Source organism: Angustibacter sp. Root456 (assembly GCF_001426435.1).
Lineage (GTDB): Bacteria > Actinomycetota > Actinomycetes > Actinomycetales > Angustibacteraceae > Angustibacter.
The window spans coordinates 292,270-307,679 of sequence record NZ_LMER01000014.1 but is presented as its reverse complement, the minus strand read 5'-3'; the positions used below and the strand labels follow the sequence as shown (position 1 = coordinate 307,679).

Below are 15,410 nucleotides of genomic sequence, written 5' to 3'. Positions count from 1 at the left end.
GACGCTATCCAGGCTCCTACGCTGCCCACATGACGAGAGTTGCCGAAGATCGCCTCGCCCTCGGGTCCGGGTTGCCGACGCAGGCCGGGGGCAGTCTCAGGCTGGAGCCGGCGGCCTACGGCATCTCGCTCCACGAGGCGCTGGCCCTCCCGGCGCTGCGCGGCGTGGAGGTGCTGGCGGGTGCCGGCGGCCTCGGTCGCCAGGTGGTGCGCGTCGGCGTGTGGGAGACGCCCGACGTCCTGCCGTTTGTCCGCGACGACGAGCTGCTCGTCACCACCGGCTACCCGATGCTCGACCGCGAGGACCACCTCCCGGCGCAGTTCGAGGCGCTGGCCCGGCGGGGTGTCGTCGCGGTGGCGGTCAAGCTCGGCGCCTACGTGCGCGAGCTGCCACCCGAGGCGCTGGGGCGCGCCGACGCGATCGGTCTGCCCGTGCTGGCCCTGCCGTCCGAGGTCTCTCTCGACGACGTGCTCAACGAGGTGCTGAGCGCGGTGCTGGGCCGCCAGGCGGCGCTGCTCGCACGCAGCGAGGAGATCCACCGCGCGTTGGTGCAGATCGTCCTGGGCGGGGGAGGCCTGCCCGAGGTGGCCCGTGCGTTGTCGACGGGCCTCGGGCTCTCGGTGGTCGTGACAGACGCCGAGGGCCGGGTGGCGGCGCAGGCGGGGGCGCACGTCGACGCGGTGCTCGCGGCACCCGGCGGCTCGCTGGACGCGCCCGGGCCCGACCGCGTCGTCGTGCCGATCGTGGCCGGCGGCGTGAGCCACGGGCGCGTCGTCGCGGTGTCGGAGGGTGACATCAGCCCGCAGGACGTGCACGCCATCGAGCGCGCCGCCGTGGTGTGCGCTCTGGTCGCCGTGAAGCAGCAGGCCGTGAGCGCGGTGGAGGAGCGCTACCAGGCCGACTTCCTGCGCGACGTCCTGCTCGGCCGTATCGACGACCAGGAGGTCGTCGTCCGGCACGCCGCCGCGCTCGGGTGGCAGCTCGACCGGCCGCTCGTGGTCGTGGTGGCCCAGCCGGACGCCGGCGTGCGCTCCGGCCCGGCCGGTGACGTCGTGACCGAGCGGATGGCGGCCGCGTGGCGGGCCCTGCTGCGCGCGCGGGACGGCGGGGCCCTGGTGTGCGGCTTCGCCACCGAGGTGGTCGCCATCGTCGGTGCGCAGTCCGGCGTCCAGGTGGAGCGGACGGCGCGTGACCTCGCTGCGGCGTACCACGACAAGAACGCCGGCTCGGCCCGAGGCTTCACCATCGGCGTGAGCCGCGTCGTGCCGGGGGTCGACGCGATCACGAGGGCGTACGAGCAGGCACGCACGTGCGTGCGGGTGTCGCGGCAGGTGCACGGCCCGGGCGGCGTCGCGCACTTCGACCGGCTGGGGGTGCACCGGCTGCTCAGCCTGGTGCCCGACAGCGCCGAGCTGCGGACGTTCCTGCACGAGACGCTCGGCGAGCTGGCCGAGCCGACGCCGCAGTCGCGGGACCTGCGCCGCACGCTCGAGGTGCTGCTCGACACCAACCTCAACGTCGCCGAGACCGCACGGCGACTGCACTTCCACTACAACACCCTGAGGTACCGCATCGGCAAGCTCGAGCGCATCCTCGGGCCCTTCACCGAGGACGCCGACCTGCGCCTCGACCTCGCGCTGGCGCTGCGTATCATGCCGATGCGCGGCCTCGGCTGACCCCGCCCCGTCCGTGCACTTCGGATCCGAAGTGCACAGGTCGGGCGGGCCTTGGGGGACGTCGACAACGCCGTCCGGAATGCCTGGCAGGCAGTGACGGTGCCGCCTCCCACGCCCGCGCCTAGCCTCGCGCCATGCTGACCTCGTGACGCGCGTCACAGGACGCGCCGACGTCAGTCTCGAGAAGAAGCCCGAGAGGACAACGCCCATGGCGATCGGTTGGAAGCTCCACGGGGACGGCAGGAGCCTGGCTCCTGGCGAGGTCGTCGCCCCCGACGAACGGCTCTCGTGGGGGCGCACGATAGGGCTCGGTGCACAGCACGTGGTCGCGATGTTCGGTGCGACCTTCGTCTTCCCGCTCATCATGGGGCTCAACGCCCAGCTCGCCATCATGATGAGCGGCATCGCGACGATCTGCTTCCTGCTGATCGTCAAGGGAGCGGTGCCCAGCTACCTCGGCACCTCGGCGTCGTTCGTCGGCGGTGTCGCGGCGATCCGGGCCCAGGGCGGCACGTCGCAGCAGGTGACGGGCGCGATCCTGGTCGCGGGCGTCGTGCTGGCGATCGTCGGCGTCATCATCCACTTCGCCGGCTCACGGGTGATCTACCGCGTGCTGCCTCCGGTCGTGACCGGCGCAGTCGTGATGCTGATCGGCTTCAACCTCGCCCCGGTCGTCGCTCGCACGTACTGGCCGCAGGACCAGTGGGTGGCGCTGATCGTCATGACGGCCGTCATCGCGATGAGCGTCGGGCTGCGGGGCTTCCTCGGCCGCATCGCGATCTTCCTCGGCCTGGTGTTCGGGTACGTGCTGTCGTGGCTGTTCGACCGCGGCTTCGGCAAGATCACCTCGTTCGACCCGGCAGCAGGCAAGGACACCACCCACTGGCGGGTGAACTGGCAGGGCGTCAAGGACGCAGCCTGGATCGGCTTCCCGCCCAAGACCGGCTCGGTCGGCCCTGACGGCAAGACGCTCGTCGGTTACCACCTGCCGGACTTCAAGTGGGCGTTCATCCTGCTGGTGCTGCCCGCCGTCATCGCACTGGTGGCCGAGAACACCGGCCACGTCAAGGCCGTCGCCGAGATGACCAAGACGGACCTCGACCCGATGATGGGCCGCGCCATCGCCGCGGACGGCATCGGCACGGTCATCGCGACGTCCGTCGGTGGCAGCCCGACGACCACGTACGCCGAGAACATCGGCGTCATGGCGGCCACCCGGGTCTACTCCACCGCCGCGTACTTCGTGGCGGCGATCGTGGCCCTGCTCTTCGGCTTCTCGCCGAAGTTCGGCGCGCTCGTGTCCGCGACGCCGGGCGGTGTGCTCGGCGGCATCACGGTGGTGCTCTACGGCATGATCGGCCTGCTGGGCGCGAAGATCTGGAAGGAGAACAACGTCGACTTCGCCAACCCGGTGAACCTCGTGCCGGTCGCCGCGGGCATCATCATCGCGATCGGCGACACCTCGCTGAAGTTCAGCGACTCCTTCACCCTGTCGGGCATCGCGCTAGGCACCATCGTGGCCGTCCTGGCCTACCACCTGGCGCACGCGCTGGCGCCCGCGCACCTCAAGCGCGCGGCCGATCGCGGGGAGGCCATCGACGAGGGCCCGTCGCTGGTGCTCAACGAGCCCGGCATGTACGTCGAGGACCCCGACGACGGACGACGCCACCGCTGACGGCGTCCGCCTGCTGACGTTCGGCCCCCGGAGCGTCTCCGGGGGCCGAACGCGTGATGACTTCGGCGGAGTCGCTGCGGGCGCGGGTCTTCCAGCGGTAGGAATGCCCCACCTCGGCCACCCCGGCCGACTTCGTGATCGGGGGCACCACCTATGGCTTCACCACGCGCACTGGCCAAGCCGGCCCGTCGCTTCGTCATCAGCTCGCTCACCGGGCTGGCGTTGCTGGCGGCCACGCTCGTCGGCTTCGGACCGGCCGCCCGCGACCTCGGGGGGGTGCACCTGGCGACAGCGGAGTCCGAGGACGGCTACTACTGCCTGTACGGCCGCGGCACCCACAGCGGCTTCTACTACCAGGACGCCGGGACGTCGACCGTCTGGGTCCCGGTGGGAGAGATCCACACGGCAGGCAACGTCTTCGGCCAGTTCGAGTACGGCACGAAGCTCACGACGAGCCTGGCTGGCGGCGTGAGCGTCGACGGCGGCAAGCACTGGAGCGTCTCGGCATCCTCCAGCTCCTCCAGCTCCTACCAGGTCGCGACCACGATGAGCGTCCTGCCAGGCAACAGCCACAAGCAGGTGCAGGCGGCGTTCAAGTACCAGAAGGTGCGGGTGGTCTGCATCAACAAGGACCCGCGAAGCGGGCAGATCGTCCTGCGCGACTACACGCCGAAGTACCGCTACCTGCCGAAGACCTGGACCACCGACATGCGGTACGTCAGCGCGTCGACCAGCACCCCGAGGTGCCGCACCGGTCGGTCGTCGATCCCGGAGAACAAGGTCTACCTGCCGCACGGCCAGGCCAAGACCTTCTCGTGGGGCCATGAATACACCACGAGCGTCTCGATGTCGGTCATCGGGATCAGCGGGACCTTCTCGAGCACCGACTCCACGTCGCGGTCGGTGAAGTTCTGGACGTCATCGGGATCTTCGTACGTCTGCGGCAACACCTCACTGCTCTCCGGCGCGTCCAAGCTGTACGCCAACTCGCTGTGACGGCGACGCGCGAGAGGGCCTGACGGCGACACGCAGGGGGTTAGGCAACACCTGACGAGGATGAGGGCCGGGGCACAGGGCAGGATCGCTCCATGAAGCCCGCGCCCTTCGAGTACCACCGGCCGGCCGAGCTCGCTGAGGCGCTGACGCTCCTCAGCGAGCTCGGCGCCGAGGCCAAGGTGCTCGCGGGTGGGCAGAGCCTGCTGCCCCTGCTGTCGATGCGGTTGGCGTCCCCGGCGCACGTGGTCGACGTCAACGCCCTGCCCGGCCTGGGCGACGTGCACGTCGACGGCTCGGGCGTGCGCTTCGGTGCCCTGGTGCGGCACAGCGACCTGGAGCGTGACGGCGCGGCGTTCATGGTCCAGCCCCTGCTGCGGCAGGGCCTGCGCAACGTCGCGCACCCGACGATCCGCAACCGCGGCACGACCGTGGGCAGCATCTGCCACGCCGACCCGGCCGGTGAGATGCCGGCGGTGCTCGCGCTGCTCGAGGGGGCCGTGATCGCGCGGTCGGCGACGGGCGAGCGGACGGTGCCGGCGTCCGAGCTGTTCGTGGGCCCGCTGGAGTCGTCGTTGCGTCCGGACGAGCTGGCGGTCGCCGCTCAGGTGCCGTTGGCGCCAGCGGGCCGCCTGAGCGCGGTCGTGGAGATCGCGCGCCGTCACGGCGACTACGCGATGTGCGGGGTGGCGGTCACCGTCGACACCGTCGACGACCAGGTGACGTCGGCCCGGGCGGCCTACGTGTCGATGGGGCCAACGCCGCCGGTGCTCGACCTCACCGAAGCCGTTCGCGGGCAGGCGGTGCACGACGCCGACTGGGCTGCTGCGGCTGAGCTCGCGGTGAGCCGGCTCGAGCCCGAACCTGACATCCACGCCACCGCCGACTACCGCGCCCACCTGGCGCGCGTGCTCACGGTGCGGGCGTTCCAGCAGGCCGTGAACGGAGGAGCGCAGTGAGCGAGCAGCAGGTGAGGGTGCGGCTGCACGTCAACGGCGTGCCGCGCGAGGCGACCCTGCCCGCGCGCCGACTGCTCAGCGACGCCCTGCGTCACGACCTCGGGCTCACCGGCACCCACGTGGGCTGCGAGCACGGAGTCTGCGGAGCCTGCACCGTGCTGCTCGACGGGCGTCCGGTGCGGGCCTGTCTGCTGCTGGCGGCGACGGTCGACGGGCACGAGATCACCACCGTGGAGGGGCTGGCCGCCGACGACGGCACGCTCCACCCCGTGCAGCAGGCCTTTCGCGAGTGCCACGGTCTGCAGTGCGGCTTCTGCACGCCCGGCTTCCTGACGACGATCGCCGCCTACCTCGACGAGAACCCCGACCCCACCGAGGACGACGCCCTGGAGGCGGTGTCGGGCAACCTGTGTCGCTGCACGGGCTACCAGAACATCAAGAAGGCGGTGCTGCGGGCCGCCGAGCTGCGGCGCCAGCAGTCCGAGGTGCGCTCGTGACGACCAAGCTGTTCGGAGAGAAGGTCGCTCGGGTCGAGGACCCACGTCTGCTGACGGGTGGTGGCCGCTACCTCGACGACCTCGGCCGCGGCGCCCTGGCGGCCGCGTTCGTGCGCAGTCCGCACGCGCACGCTCGCGTGGTCGACGTCGACGTCACCGGCGCGCTCGACATCGAGGGCGTCATCGCGATCTACACCTACGAGGACCTCGCGCAAGCCGATGCGGCAGAAGGCACGCGGGTCAGCGAGCCGCTCCCGCTGCTCATCCCGCACCCGGCCCTGCACGCCCCCCGGACGCCGTACCCGCTGGCCAAGGACGAGGTGAACCACGTCGGCGAAGCGGTGGTCATGGTGGTGGCGGTCGATCGCTACGTCGCCGAGGACGCCTGCCAGGCCGTCGAGGTGACGTACGAGTTCCTCGAGCCGGTGGTGGGCGTCGAGGCCGCGCGCCGGGCCGACCGAGCCGTGCACGCCGACGTCCCCGACAACGTCGCCGCGCACCTGGTGCAGTGCACCGACGCCGACCCCCTCGCGGTCGAGCGAGCTCTGCAGACCGCCCCGCACACCCTCGAGCTCGACCTCGAGATCGAACGCAGCGCCTCGATGCCGTTGGAGGGCAAGGGAGTCCTGGCTCGCTGGGACGAGACCGAGCAGTCGCTGCGCGTGCACACCTCCACGCAGGCGTCGACGTCCGTGCGGGCCGCCGTGGCCGCGAAGCTCAACCTCCCGCTGACGCGCGTGCACGCGATCGCTCCGGACGTCGGCGGCGGGTTCGGCGTCAAGATCGTGCACCCGTGGCCCGAGGAGGTGCTGGTGCCGTGGGCCGCCAAACGCCTGGCGGCAGCGGGACTCGGCGACCAGGTGAAGTGGGTCGAGGACCGGCGCGAGCACTTCATCTCGAGCGCTCACGAACGCGGCCAGCTGCAGCACGTGACGGTCGGCTTCGACGACGACGGTCACCTGCTCGCGCTCGACGTGCGGTTCTGGCACGACAACGGCGCCTACACGCCGTACGGGATCATCGTCCCGATCATCACCTCGACCCAGCTGCTCGGGCCGTACAAGCCCGGGGTGTACCGCTGCGAGTTCTGGTCGGTCTACACCAACACCGTCATCGTCACGCCCTACCGCGGCGCCGGCCGGCCCCAGGCCGTCTTCGCGATGGAGCGCACCATGGACGCCGTCGCCGACGCGCTCGGGCTGGACCGCACCGTCGTGCGCGAGCGCAACTTCATCCAGCCCGACGAGATGCCGTACGACCACCACCTGGTGTTCCAGGACGGCCGCCCGCTCATCTACGACTCCGGCGACTACCCGGCCTCCCTGGCGAAGCTCAAGGAGCTCGTGGGCTGGGACGAGTTCGCCGCCTACCGCGACACGGCGCGCGCCGAGGGCCGCACCGTCGGCATCGGCCTGGCGTGCTACGTCGAGGGCACGGGCGTGGGACCGTACGAGGGCGCCCACGTCGTGGTCGAGACGTCGGGGCAGGTCAAGGTGGCCACGGGGCTCACGACGCAGGGTCAGGGGCACTACACGTCGTTCGCCCAGATCGCCGCTGACGAGCTGGGGGTGCCGCTGTCCGACGTCGAGGTGGTCACGGGCGACACACGCCGCTTCCCCTACGCCGTAGGCACCTTCGCCTCGCGGGCCGCGGTGATGAGTGGCTCGGCCATCGCCGTCGCCTCGCGGATCGTGCGCGCCAAGGCGCTGCGCATCGCCGCGGAGGCGCTCGAGGTGGCCGAGGACGACCTCGAGATCGTCGACGGCGTGGTGCAGGTCAAGGGAGCGCCTGGGACGCGCATGCCCCTCGGCACCGTCGCCGTGCTGTCGAACCCGTTGCGCTACGCGTTCGACGAGGCCGCGCGGGCCGCGACGCAGTTCGCGGTGGGAGCGGCCAACAAGGTGCCTGTGCCCGAGGGGGAGTCGCCCGGGCTCGAGGGCACCGGCTACTACTCGCCCGAGCGGTCGACGTTCGCGAACGGCATGCACGCCGTGGTCGTGGAGACCGACCCGGACACCGCTGAGATCCGCATCCTGCGGTACTGCGTCGTCCACGACTGCGGCAACCTCATCAACCCGATGATCGTCGAGGGCCAGATCCACGGTGGAGTCGCGCAGGGCGTCGGTGGCGCGCTGTACGAGCGGATGGAGTACGACGAGCACGGCCAGCTGCTGAACGCGTCGTTCATGGACTTCCTCATGCCGTACGCCACTGAGGTGCCACGCACGATCGAGATCGATCACCTGGAGACGCCGTCACCCCTGAACCCGTTGGGGATCAAGGGCGCCGGCGAGGCCGGGGTGATTCCTGGAGCGGCCGCTATCGCCGCGGCGATCGAGGACGCCGAAGGTCTGCGCATCACCCGCATGCCCATCAGCCCCAGCGATTTGCACGCTCTGCGTGCGCGTCAGCGAGGAGAGGTTCGCCGATGAAGGTCACCGGATCCGCTGTGCTGCAGGCGGAACGGCAGCGCGTGTACGAGGCGCTGCTGGATCCAACCGTGCTCGTCGGCGCCATTCCCGGCTGCGAGTCGCTGCAGCCGGTGGGGGACGACCGCTATCGCATGAGCGTCACTGCGGGCGTGGCGTCCATCAAGGGCACCTACGACGGTGAGGTCGCGCTCTGCGACCAGGTCGCGCCGGAGTCGTTCACGTTGCGGGCCAAGGGATCCGGCGCACCGGGCACCGTGGACGCGACCTGCCGCGTGGTGCTCGTCGACGTCGACGGCACCTGCACGCGGCTGGACTACGACGCGGACGCGGTCGTCGGCGGAGTGGTCGGCGGAGTCGGGCAGCGCATGCTCACGGGCGTGGCCAAGAAGATGGCCGGCCAGTTCTTCGGCAACGTCGACGACGTCCTCGCCGGACGCCGACCCGCCGGTATCTCGGCCGCCCCGCCCGCGGGCGTGGCACCGGAGGTGGCGGGTGCGCCTGCCGTGCCCGTCGGACCTCCACCGATCGTGCCTGCGGCGCCGGCAGCGCCGGTGGCCGGTCTGCGCAGCCAGCTGCCCGCCGCCGTGGTCGGGGCGCTCATCGCCCTGGCCGGCGTCGTCGTCGGCTGGGCGATCGCGCGAGGTCGATGATGCGCGCCTTCACCGCCGCCGCCGTCCAGCTGGCGCCATCAGCCGCCCCGCTGACCGCCGAGACCATCGCCGAGAACTGCCGGCGCGCGGCGCAGTGGGTTGCCCGCTGCGCCGACGCGACCGGCGCCGAGCTCGTCGTGCTGCCCGAGACCGCGTCGACCGGCTTCACGCCGGGGACGTCCCCCGAGGAGCTCTGGGACCTCGTGTCCGAGGTGCCCGGCGCGGTCACCGAGCCGCTGCAGGACGCCGCGCGGGCCGCGGGCGCCCACGTCGTGTGGGGCACGTACGAGCGCGGCGCCGACCGCGGCGTCGTCTACAACTCCGCGGTGCTCATCGGCCCGGACGGCGCGGTGCTCGGCACGTACCGAAAGACCCAGCCGTTCTGCAGCGAGGACGTCCGCCGCGGTGGCTGGGTGACCCCGGGTGACGACGTGACCGTGGTCGACACCGATCTCGGCCGGATCGGCATGGCGATCTGCTTCGACGGCGACTTCCCCGAGCTGTGGCGCATCCAGGCGCTGCAGGGAGCCGAGGTGATCGTGCGGCCCTCGGCCCTGCTGCGGTCGGCCGACATCGCTGAGCTGACGAGCCGTGCGCGCGCGTACGACAACCACGTCTACGTCGTGGCCGCCAACGCCACGGGCAGCGACCCGGCGGGCGTGCACTACTTCGGCAACAGCCACGTGGTCGACCCGACGTCGCACACGATCGCCCGCGCCGCGAGCCACGAGTGCTGGATCTCGGCGCGGCTCGACCCCCAGCAGGCGATGGCCTCCCTGACGCCGGGAAGCTCTGTGCCGCAGTCGTTCGACCACCTCGCCGAGCGGAACCTCGACGTCATCCGGCGGTACGCCGACCTGCTGCAGTCACCGGGGCGGACGTCGTTCCCGCACGGTGCGCCCCACTCGCTGCGCGACGAGCCGAGCGACCGCCCGTGAGCGAGCGCCGCGTCCGCATCGGCATCGACACAGGGGGCACCTTCACCGACGTCGTGGCGGTCGACGAGGTGTCGGGCGAGATCGTGACCACCAAGACGCCGTCGACGCCGGCCGACCCCGCCGAGGGCTTCCTCACCGGCATCGACAAGGTGCTGGGACTGATGGGCCTGGACGGGTCGGCGGTGAGCGCCGTCAGCCACGGCACCACGGTGGCGACGAACAAGCTGCTCGAGGGCAAGGTCGAGAACCTCGGGTTCATCACCACCGAGGGGTACCGGCACCTGCTCGAGATCGCGCGCCAGTCGGTGCCCGACGGTTACGGCAACTCCTACTTCTGGGTCAAGCCGCCGCGGATCGTTCCGGCTGACCGCGTGCGCACCGTGCGGGGCCGGCTCGCGGTCGACGGCAGCGAGGTGCGCCCGTTCGACGAGGCAGAAGCCGTGGCCGCGGCGCGCTTCTTCAAGGACGCGGGCATCACCACGATCGGCGTGTGCTTCCTGCACTCCTACGCCAACCCCGTGCACGAGGTGGCCATGCGCGAGGTGCTGCGCCGCGAGCACCCGGACGCCGTGGTGAGCATCTCGAGCGAGGTGCTGCGCGAGTACCGCGAGTACGAGCGCAGCATCACCACGCTCGTCGACGCCGCGGTGAAGCCGAACATCCGCCGGTACGTCGAGAACATCGGTCGCCGGCTGGCCGACTACGCCACGGCCGCCGAAGGTCCGCGCGACGTGCCCTTCTACGTCATGAAGTCCAACGGCGGTGTGCTGTCGGCCGCTGAGGTCGTGCACCAGCCCATCACCACGGTGCTGTCCGGTCCCGCAGCCGGAGCCCTCGGCGCCGCCGTCGTGGCCCGCGCTGCCGGCGTCGACCGCGTGCTCACCTGCGACGGCGGTGGCACCTCCACCGACGTGACGGTGGTCGTCGACGGCCGGCCGGCGCTCACCACCGAGGGCAGCGTCGGGGCCTACCCGAGCAAGATCCCGATGATCGACGTCGTCACCGTCGGTGCGGGCGGGGGGTCCATCGCCTGGGTGACACCCGAGGGCACGCTCAAGGTCGGGCCCCAGTCGGCCGGGGCCGACCCCGGCCCGGTCTGCTACGCGCGCGGCGGCACGGAGCCGACGATCACCGACGCCCACCTGGTGCTGGGCCGGATCCCGCCGCACCTGCTCGGCGGTGAGGTGCCGCTCGACGCCGAGGCCGCCCGCGGTGTGATCGACCGGCTGTCCGAGCGGCTGGGGCTGGCGCCGGAGGACTGCGCCACCGGCATCCTCGAGATCTCGGCCTGGAACCAGGCCAACGCCCTGCGGCAGATCTCGATCAAGCGCGGTCTCGACGTCCGCGACTTCACGCTCGTGACCTTCGGCGGCTCGGGTTCGCTGCTGGCGTGCCGGCTCATCGACGTCCTCGGCCTGCATGGCGTGCTCGTGCCACCCGACCCGGGCAACCTCTCGGCGTACGGGCTGCTGACGGTGGACGTCAGGAACGACTACGTCCGCACGACTGTGGCGCGCCAGAGCCAGCTCGACCACGCGCGCCTCGACGCCGTGCTCGGCGAGCTGCAGGACGAGGCTGACGCCGCCCTGGCCCGCGAGGGCTTCGACCCGTCGGCGCGCCGGTTCGAGCGCACCGCCGACCTGCGGTACTTCGGCCAGGCGTTCGAGGTGCGCGTCCCCGTGCCGGACGGCGCTGTCGACGCCGAGCTCGCCACCACCGTCGCCGACGCGTTCCACGCCGAGCACCGCGCGCTGTACGGCTACGACCTCCGCGACGACCCTCGGCAGGAGGTGGAGTGGGTCAACCTGCGCGTCACCGGCGTCGGCCCCATCCGCACGCCGGAGCTGCCCATGGCGGTGGGCGGCCGCGGGTCCGGCGCGGCCCGCACCGGCACCCGGCGAGCCCACTTCGGCGACGGGTGGTGCGAGGCCACGGTGTACGACCGGTCGCGGCTCGGCAGCGGTGACGTCGTCGAAGGGCCGGCGGTCATCGAGGAGTTCGGCTCCACCGTGCCGGTGCATCCTGGCTTTCGCGCCGAGGTCGACCGCCACGCCAACCTGCGGATCACCCGGGAGGTGACGGCGTGAGAGGCATGCCCCAGCACCCCTACGGCTACCGGCTCACCGACGTGCCGGCGTCCGACGTGGACCCGGTGCTCGTCGAGATCGTCGAGGGTTACCTCGCGAGCGTCGAGATGGAGGTCGAGACAGCCATCGCGCGGACGTCACGATCGCCGATGATCCGCGATGCCCACGACTTCCGCGCCGGCATCCACGACCGGCACCTGCGCAAGCTCACCGGCCGCTCGTACTCCGCGCTCGTGCACCCGGTGGCGCGCGACTTCCCGCCCGAGACGATGCGGCCCGGCGACGTGTTCTTCCACAACGACGTCTACGAGTCCGAGGGCGGGATCGGTCACCTGCCCGACCTGTGCGTCACCGTGCCCGTCTTCGCCACCAGCGACGACGACGAGCCGTACGTCGTGGCGTTCGTGCAGGCCTTCGGCCACCACGACGACATCGGGGGAGCGGTGCCGGGGTCGATGCCCTCGCACGCCACGAGCGTGTTCGAAGAGGGCTTGATGGTGCCGCCGATCCGGTTGTGGGACGCCGGCGCCCCCAACGAGGCGGCGCTGCGCATCATGACGCGCAACTCGCGCATGCCCGAGTCGCTGGCGGCCGACCTGGACGCCGAGTGCAGCGCCTGCCTCATGGGCGCGCGCCGCCTCGGGGAGCTGTTCGACCGGTACGGCGTGCCGACGGTCGAGGCGGCCTTCGACGCCATCCTCGACCACACGACCGCCACGTACCGCCGGGAGATCCTGTCGAAGATCCCAGTCGGCTCGTACGTCTGGGAGGACTACGCCGAGCACGACGGCGTCGACGAGCCCCGGCTGCACACCCAGCGCATCACGCTGACGCGCACTCCCGCCGACGACCTCGGCGGCGAGCGGCTAATCATCGACTTCACCGGGACGGGCCCGCAAGCGCGCGGCCCGATCAACCACTGCGGCGACTACGCTGAGGGAACGTTCCTCAAGAAGTGGCTGGCGCCGATCCTGCGCAACCTCGCCGAGACCCCCGAGCGGATGGCCGAGCTCGATGTCAACGAGGGCGTGGTGCCGCTAATCGAGATGCACTTCCCAGAGCCCGGAACCCTTCTGACACCGGTGTTCCCGGCCCCGACCAATGCCCGCACGTTCGTCATCTTGCGACTGCTGGGCGTGCTCGCCGGTGTGGTCGCCAAGGCCGTGGACGGGGCCATGCCGGCCGACCAGGAGACCATCCGCTACACCGGCGTGTACGGCCAGGACCTCGAGGGCAACGCGTACCTCATGCGGGAGGTGCTCGGCGGCGGATCGGGCGGCCGGCCGCACGGCGACGGTGAGGACACCATCCACGTGGTGCCTGACAGCCGGAACCTGCCGACGGAGTTCACCGAGAGCCGGTTCCCGTTCCGCGTCGAGTCGCTCGGGCTCGCCGTCGACTCCGGTGGCCCAGGCCTGCACCGCGGTGGCCTGGGCTACGACAAGCAGATCCGCATGCTGCGCGACGGGCACTTCATGTCGATCGCCGACCGCTCGATCCTGGCCTGCTGGGGCGTCAAGGGGGGCAAGGCCGGTCAGCCGTTCTCGGTCACCATCGACCCGGGCGGGCCGACCGAGCGCGAGGTGGACGCGCTGGCCGATTCAGAGCCGGTGCGTGCCGGTGAGCTGATCCGGATCCGCACCACCGGCGGGGGCGGGTGGGGCGATCCGCTGCTGCGCCCGTACGACGCGGTGGTCCGCGACGTCCGCTGGGGCAAGGTGTCGGTGGAGGGGGCTGCCCGGGACTACGGCGTCGTCGTCACCGGCCCGGCCGAGCGGGCCGCGGTGGACGTGGCCGCGTCGGACGAGCTGCGGGCCCGGCGTCGGGCGGACTGCGAGCCGGAGCCGGCCTTCTTCGACCGCGGGCCGGGCTACGCCCGCCTGTCCGGCGGTGCGGTGTCGGCCGAGGTCGACCGTCTCTGACGCGGCCGACCACCGCGCCCGCGCATGGGCCCGGCACGCCCGCGTGGAGGGATCGTGCAGGAGCCGTGTAGTGCGCGCCAGTCTGCCTGCCGCGCGCTGCCGGAGCGGGCATGCTGGAGGACGTGCCGTTCACCATCAGCCACCTGGCCGCCGTGGTGCCACTGCGTTCTGGGCGCACGCGCGTCGAGGCACTGCCTACCGCACCGCTGGTCATCGGGGCGATGGTGCCCGACCTCCCGGCTGTTCTCGGAGCTGCTGACCTGCGCCCGGCGACGCACACCGGCCCGTTCGCGCTCGTGCTCGACCTCGTTCTCACCGCCGTGGTGTGGTGCGCGTGGGTCGCCGCCGTCCGTCCGGCCGTCGTCGCCACCCTGCCGGGCTTGGCGGCGCGCTGGCACCCGGTGCCGCGGCGACGCCCGGCAGTGGTGTGGTGGGTCGCCGCCGCCGTGGTCGGCGCCGCGAGCCACCTGCTGTGGGACGCGTGCACGCACAGCGGTGAGGGCACGACGTGGTTCGAGGCTTTCGCCGGGCAAGAGCGCGTCTTCTTCGTCCTGCAGCTGGCGTCGAGTGCCGTCGGTCTGCTCGTCGTGCTCGCCTGGGTGCGGCAGTGGTGGCTGCGCACTCCGGTCACAGCGGCGGTGGCTGAGCGCCGACCGTGGCTACCGCGCCGGCTGGCGGCGGCGGTCGTGCTTCTCGGCGTGGTCGGGGGAGGCATCTGGCGCTGGCAGCATGCGGCGTCGCAGACGTCCGGCCCTGCGAGTGGCAGCCTGACAGTGGGCGAGGTCGTCTTCGGCACGTTGGCCGGGGCCCTGCTCGCCGTCGCGGTGCTGACCACCGCCTTCTGGGTGCGGCGCTGGCTCGTCGAAGCCCCGTCGGACGACGAGGTGGAGCGCCGTGAGCCGACGTCCGAGCAGGTGCCGGGCTAGCCCGTGCGCACCACGACGTCGGCGCGCTCTCGCGTCGCGTCGACGGCGAAGTGCACGCGTTCCTGCCGGGCCCACCGCTCCCAGTGCGGCCGGTAGGCCTCGCCGTCCCGGGCGATGCCGCGGGCCATGCGCACCGGCTCCGGTGCGTCGACCCACACCGAGGCCGTGAGGGCAGGAGCCATCGCGCGGGCCGCGCTGCCGACCCCTTCGATCACGACGACGCGCGCGGCCGGCACCTCGTGCCACTCGGCGTACTCGTGGTGGTCCCAGTCGAACCTGCGATAGCGGGCGGTGGCGCCGCGCAGCAGCGGTTCGACGATCCACTCGACGGCGCGGGGGACGGCGTCGGCGAGGCCGTCCCATCCGGGGTAGAGGTCGTCCATGTGCACCACAGGCGCGCCGTCGAGGGCGTCGCTGAGGCGGGCGGCGAACGTCGTCTTGCCGGCGCCGCTCGGCCCGTCGACGGCGATCAGGTGCGTGCTGCCGGCGACCGGCTCCCGCTCCCGCAACAGGACGACGACCTGCTGCACAGGGTCGAGCTCGGGCACGCCACCAGCCTCCCACGCCGGCCACCCCCGATCGACCACCGACCGACCACCCGACCGACCTCCCGACTCCTACTGCGGTGCACGTCGGATCCGAGGTGCACGCACCA

At 72.0% G+C, this 15,410-nt stretch carries 12 protein-coding genes; 11 read left to right on the top strand and 1 reads right to left on the bottom strand.

Going from position 1 to position 15,410, the window contains the following annotated elements:
* Positions 1–29: 29 nt before the first annotated feature.
* The 11 genes from ASD06_RS06590 to ASD06_RS06540 all read left to right on the top strand — a co-directional run bounded on the left by ASD06_RS06590 (position 30) and on the right by ASD06_RS06540 (position 14,755).
* On the top strand, positions 30–1,676 hold the full coding sequence (locus tag ASD06_RS06590) for a PucR family transcriptional regulator (RefSeq protein WP_082537767.1): 1,647 nt from the start codon (positions 30–32) through the stop codon (positions 1,674–1,676).
* 208 nt (positions 1,677–1,884) lie between these two features.
* Entirely contained in the window at positions 1,885–3,351 is a 1,467-nt protein-coding gene (locus ASD06_RS06585) for a solute carrier family 23 protein (protein ID WP_082537766.1), read from the top strand.
* A 153-nt stretch (positions 3,352–3,504) separates the two neighbouring features.
* Positions 3,505–4,347, top strand: coding sequence for a hypothetical protein (locus ASD06_RS06580; protein ID WP_056674702.1), 843 nt, complete (start codon positions 3,505–3,507; stop codon positions 4,345–4,347).
* 92 nt (positions 4,348–4,439) lie between these two features.
* Positions 4,440–5,303, top strand: coding sequence for a xanthine dehydrogenase family protein subunit M (locus ASD06_RS06575; protein WP_056674700.1), 864 nt, complete (start codon positions 4,440–4,442; stop codon positions 5,301–5,303).
* Positions 5,300–5,800, top strand: a complete 501-nt coding sequence (locus ASD06_RS06570; protein WP_056674698.1) for a (2Fe-2S)-binding protein — start codon at positions 5,300–5,302, stop codon at positions 5,798–5,800. Before ASD06_RS06575 ends, ASD06_RS06570 begins: the two co-directional genes overlap by 4 nt.
* A complete protein-coding gene (gene cutA, locus ASD06_RS06565) occupies positions 5,797–8,232 on the top strand; it encodes an aerobic carbon-monoxide dehydrogenase large subunit (RefSeq protein ID WP_056674696.1) in 2,436 nt (811 codons plus the stop codon). The genes ASD06_RS06570 and cutA overlap by 4 nt, the downstream gene beginning before the upstream one ends.
* Complete coding sequence (locus ASD06_RS06560) at positions 8,229–8,882, top strand: carbon monoxide dehydrogenase subunit G (protein WP_056674692.1); 654 nt, start codon at positions 8,229–8,231, stop codon at positions 8,880–8,882. The genes cutA and ASD06_RS06560 overlap by 4 nt, the downstream gene beginning before the upstream one ends.
* Positions 8,882–9,820: a carbon-nitrogen hydrolase family protein gene (locus ASD06_RS06555; protein ID WP_056674691.1), complete on the top strand. Its 939-nt coding sequence runs from the start codon at positions 8,882–8,884 to the stop codon at positions 9,818–9,820. Before ASD06_RS06560 ends, ASD06_RS06555 begins: the two co-directional genes overlap by 1 nt.
* Positions 9,817–11,907 carry a hydantoinase/oxoprolinase family protein gene (locus tag ASD06_RS06550; RefSeq protein WP_056674690.1) on the top strand — a complete coding sequence of 697 codons (2,091 nt, stop codon included), beginning with the start codon at positions 9,817–9,819 and terminating at the stop codon, positions 11,905–11,907. Before ASD06_RS06555 ends, ASD06_RS06550 begins: the two co-directional genes overlap by 4 nt.
* A gap of 5 nt (positions 11,908–11,912) precedes the next feature.
* Complete coding sequence (locus ASD06_RS06545) at positions 11,913–13,829, top strand: hydantoinase B/oxoprolinase family protein (protein WP_056674689.1); 1,917 nt, start codon at positions 11,913–11,915, stop codon at positions 13,827–13,829.
* A gap of 110 nt (positions 13,830–13,939) precedes the next feature.
* Positions 13,940–14,755, top strand: a complete 816-nt coding sequence (locus ASD06_RS06540; RefSeq protein WP_056674687.1) for a DUF4184 family protein — start codon at positions 13,940–13,942, stop codon at positions 14,753–14,755.
* Here ASD06_RS06540 and ASD06_RS06535 read toward each other — a convergent pair.
* Positions 14,752–15,303, bottom strand: a complete 552-nt coding sequence (locus tag ASD06_RS06535; protein WP_200941918.1) for a hypothetical protein — start codon at positions 15,301–15,303, stop codon at positions 14,752–14,754. The two genes, ASD06_RS06540 and ASD06_RS06535, sit on opposite strands and share 4 nt — an antisense overlap.
* Positions 15,304–15,410: the final 107 nt, after the last annotated feature.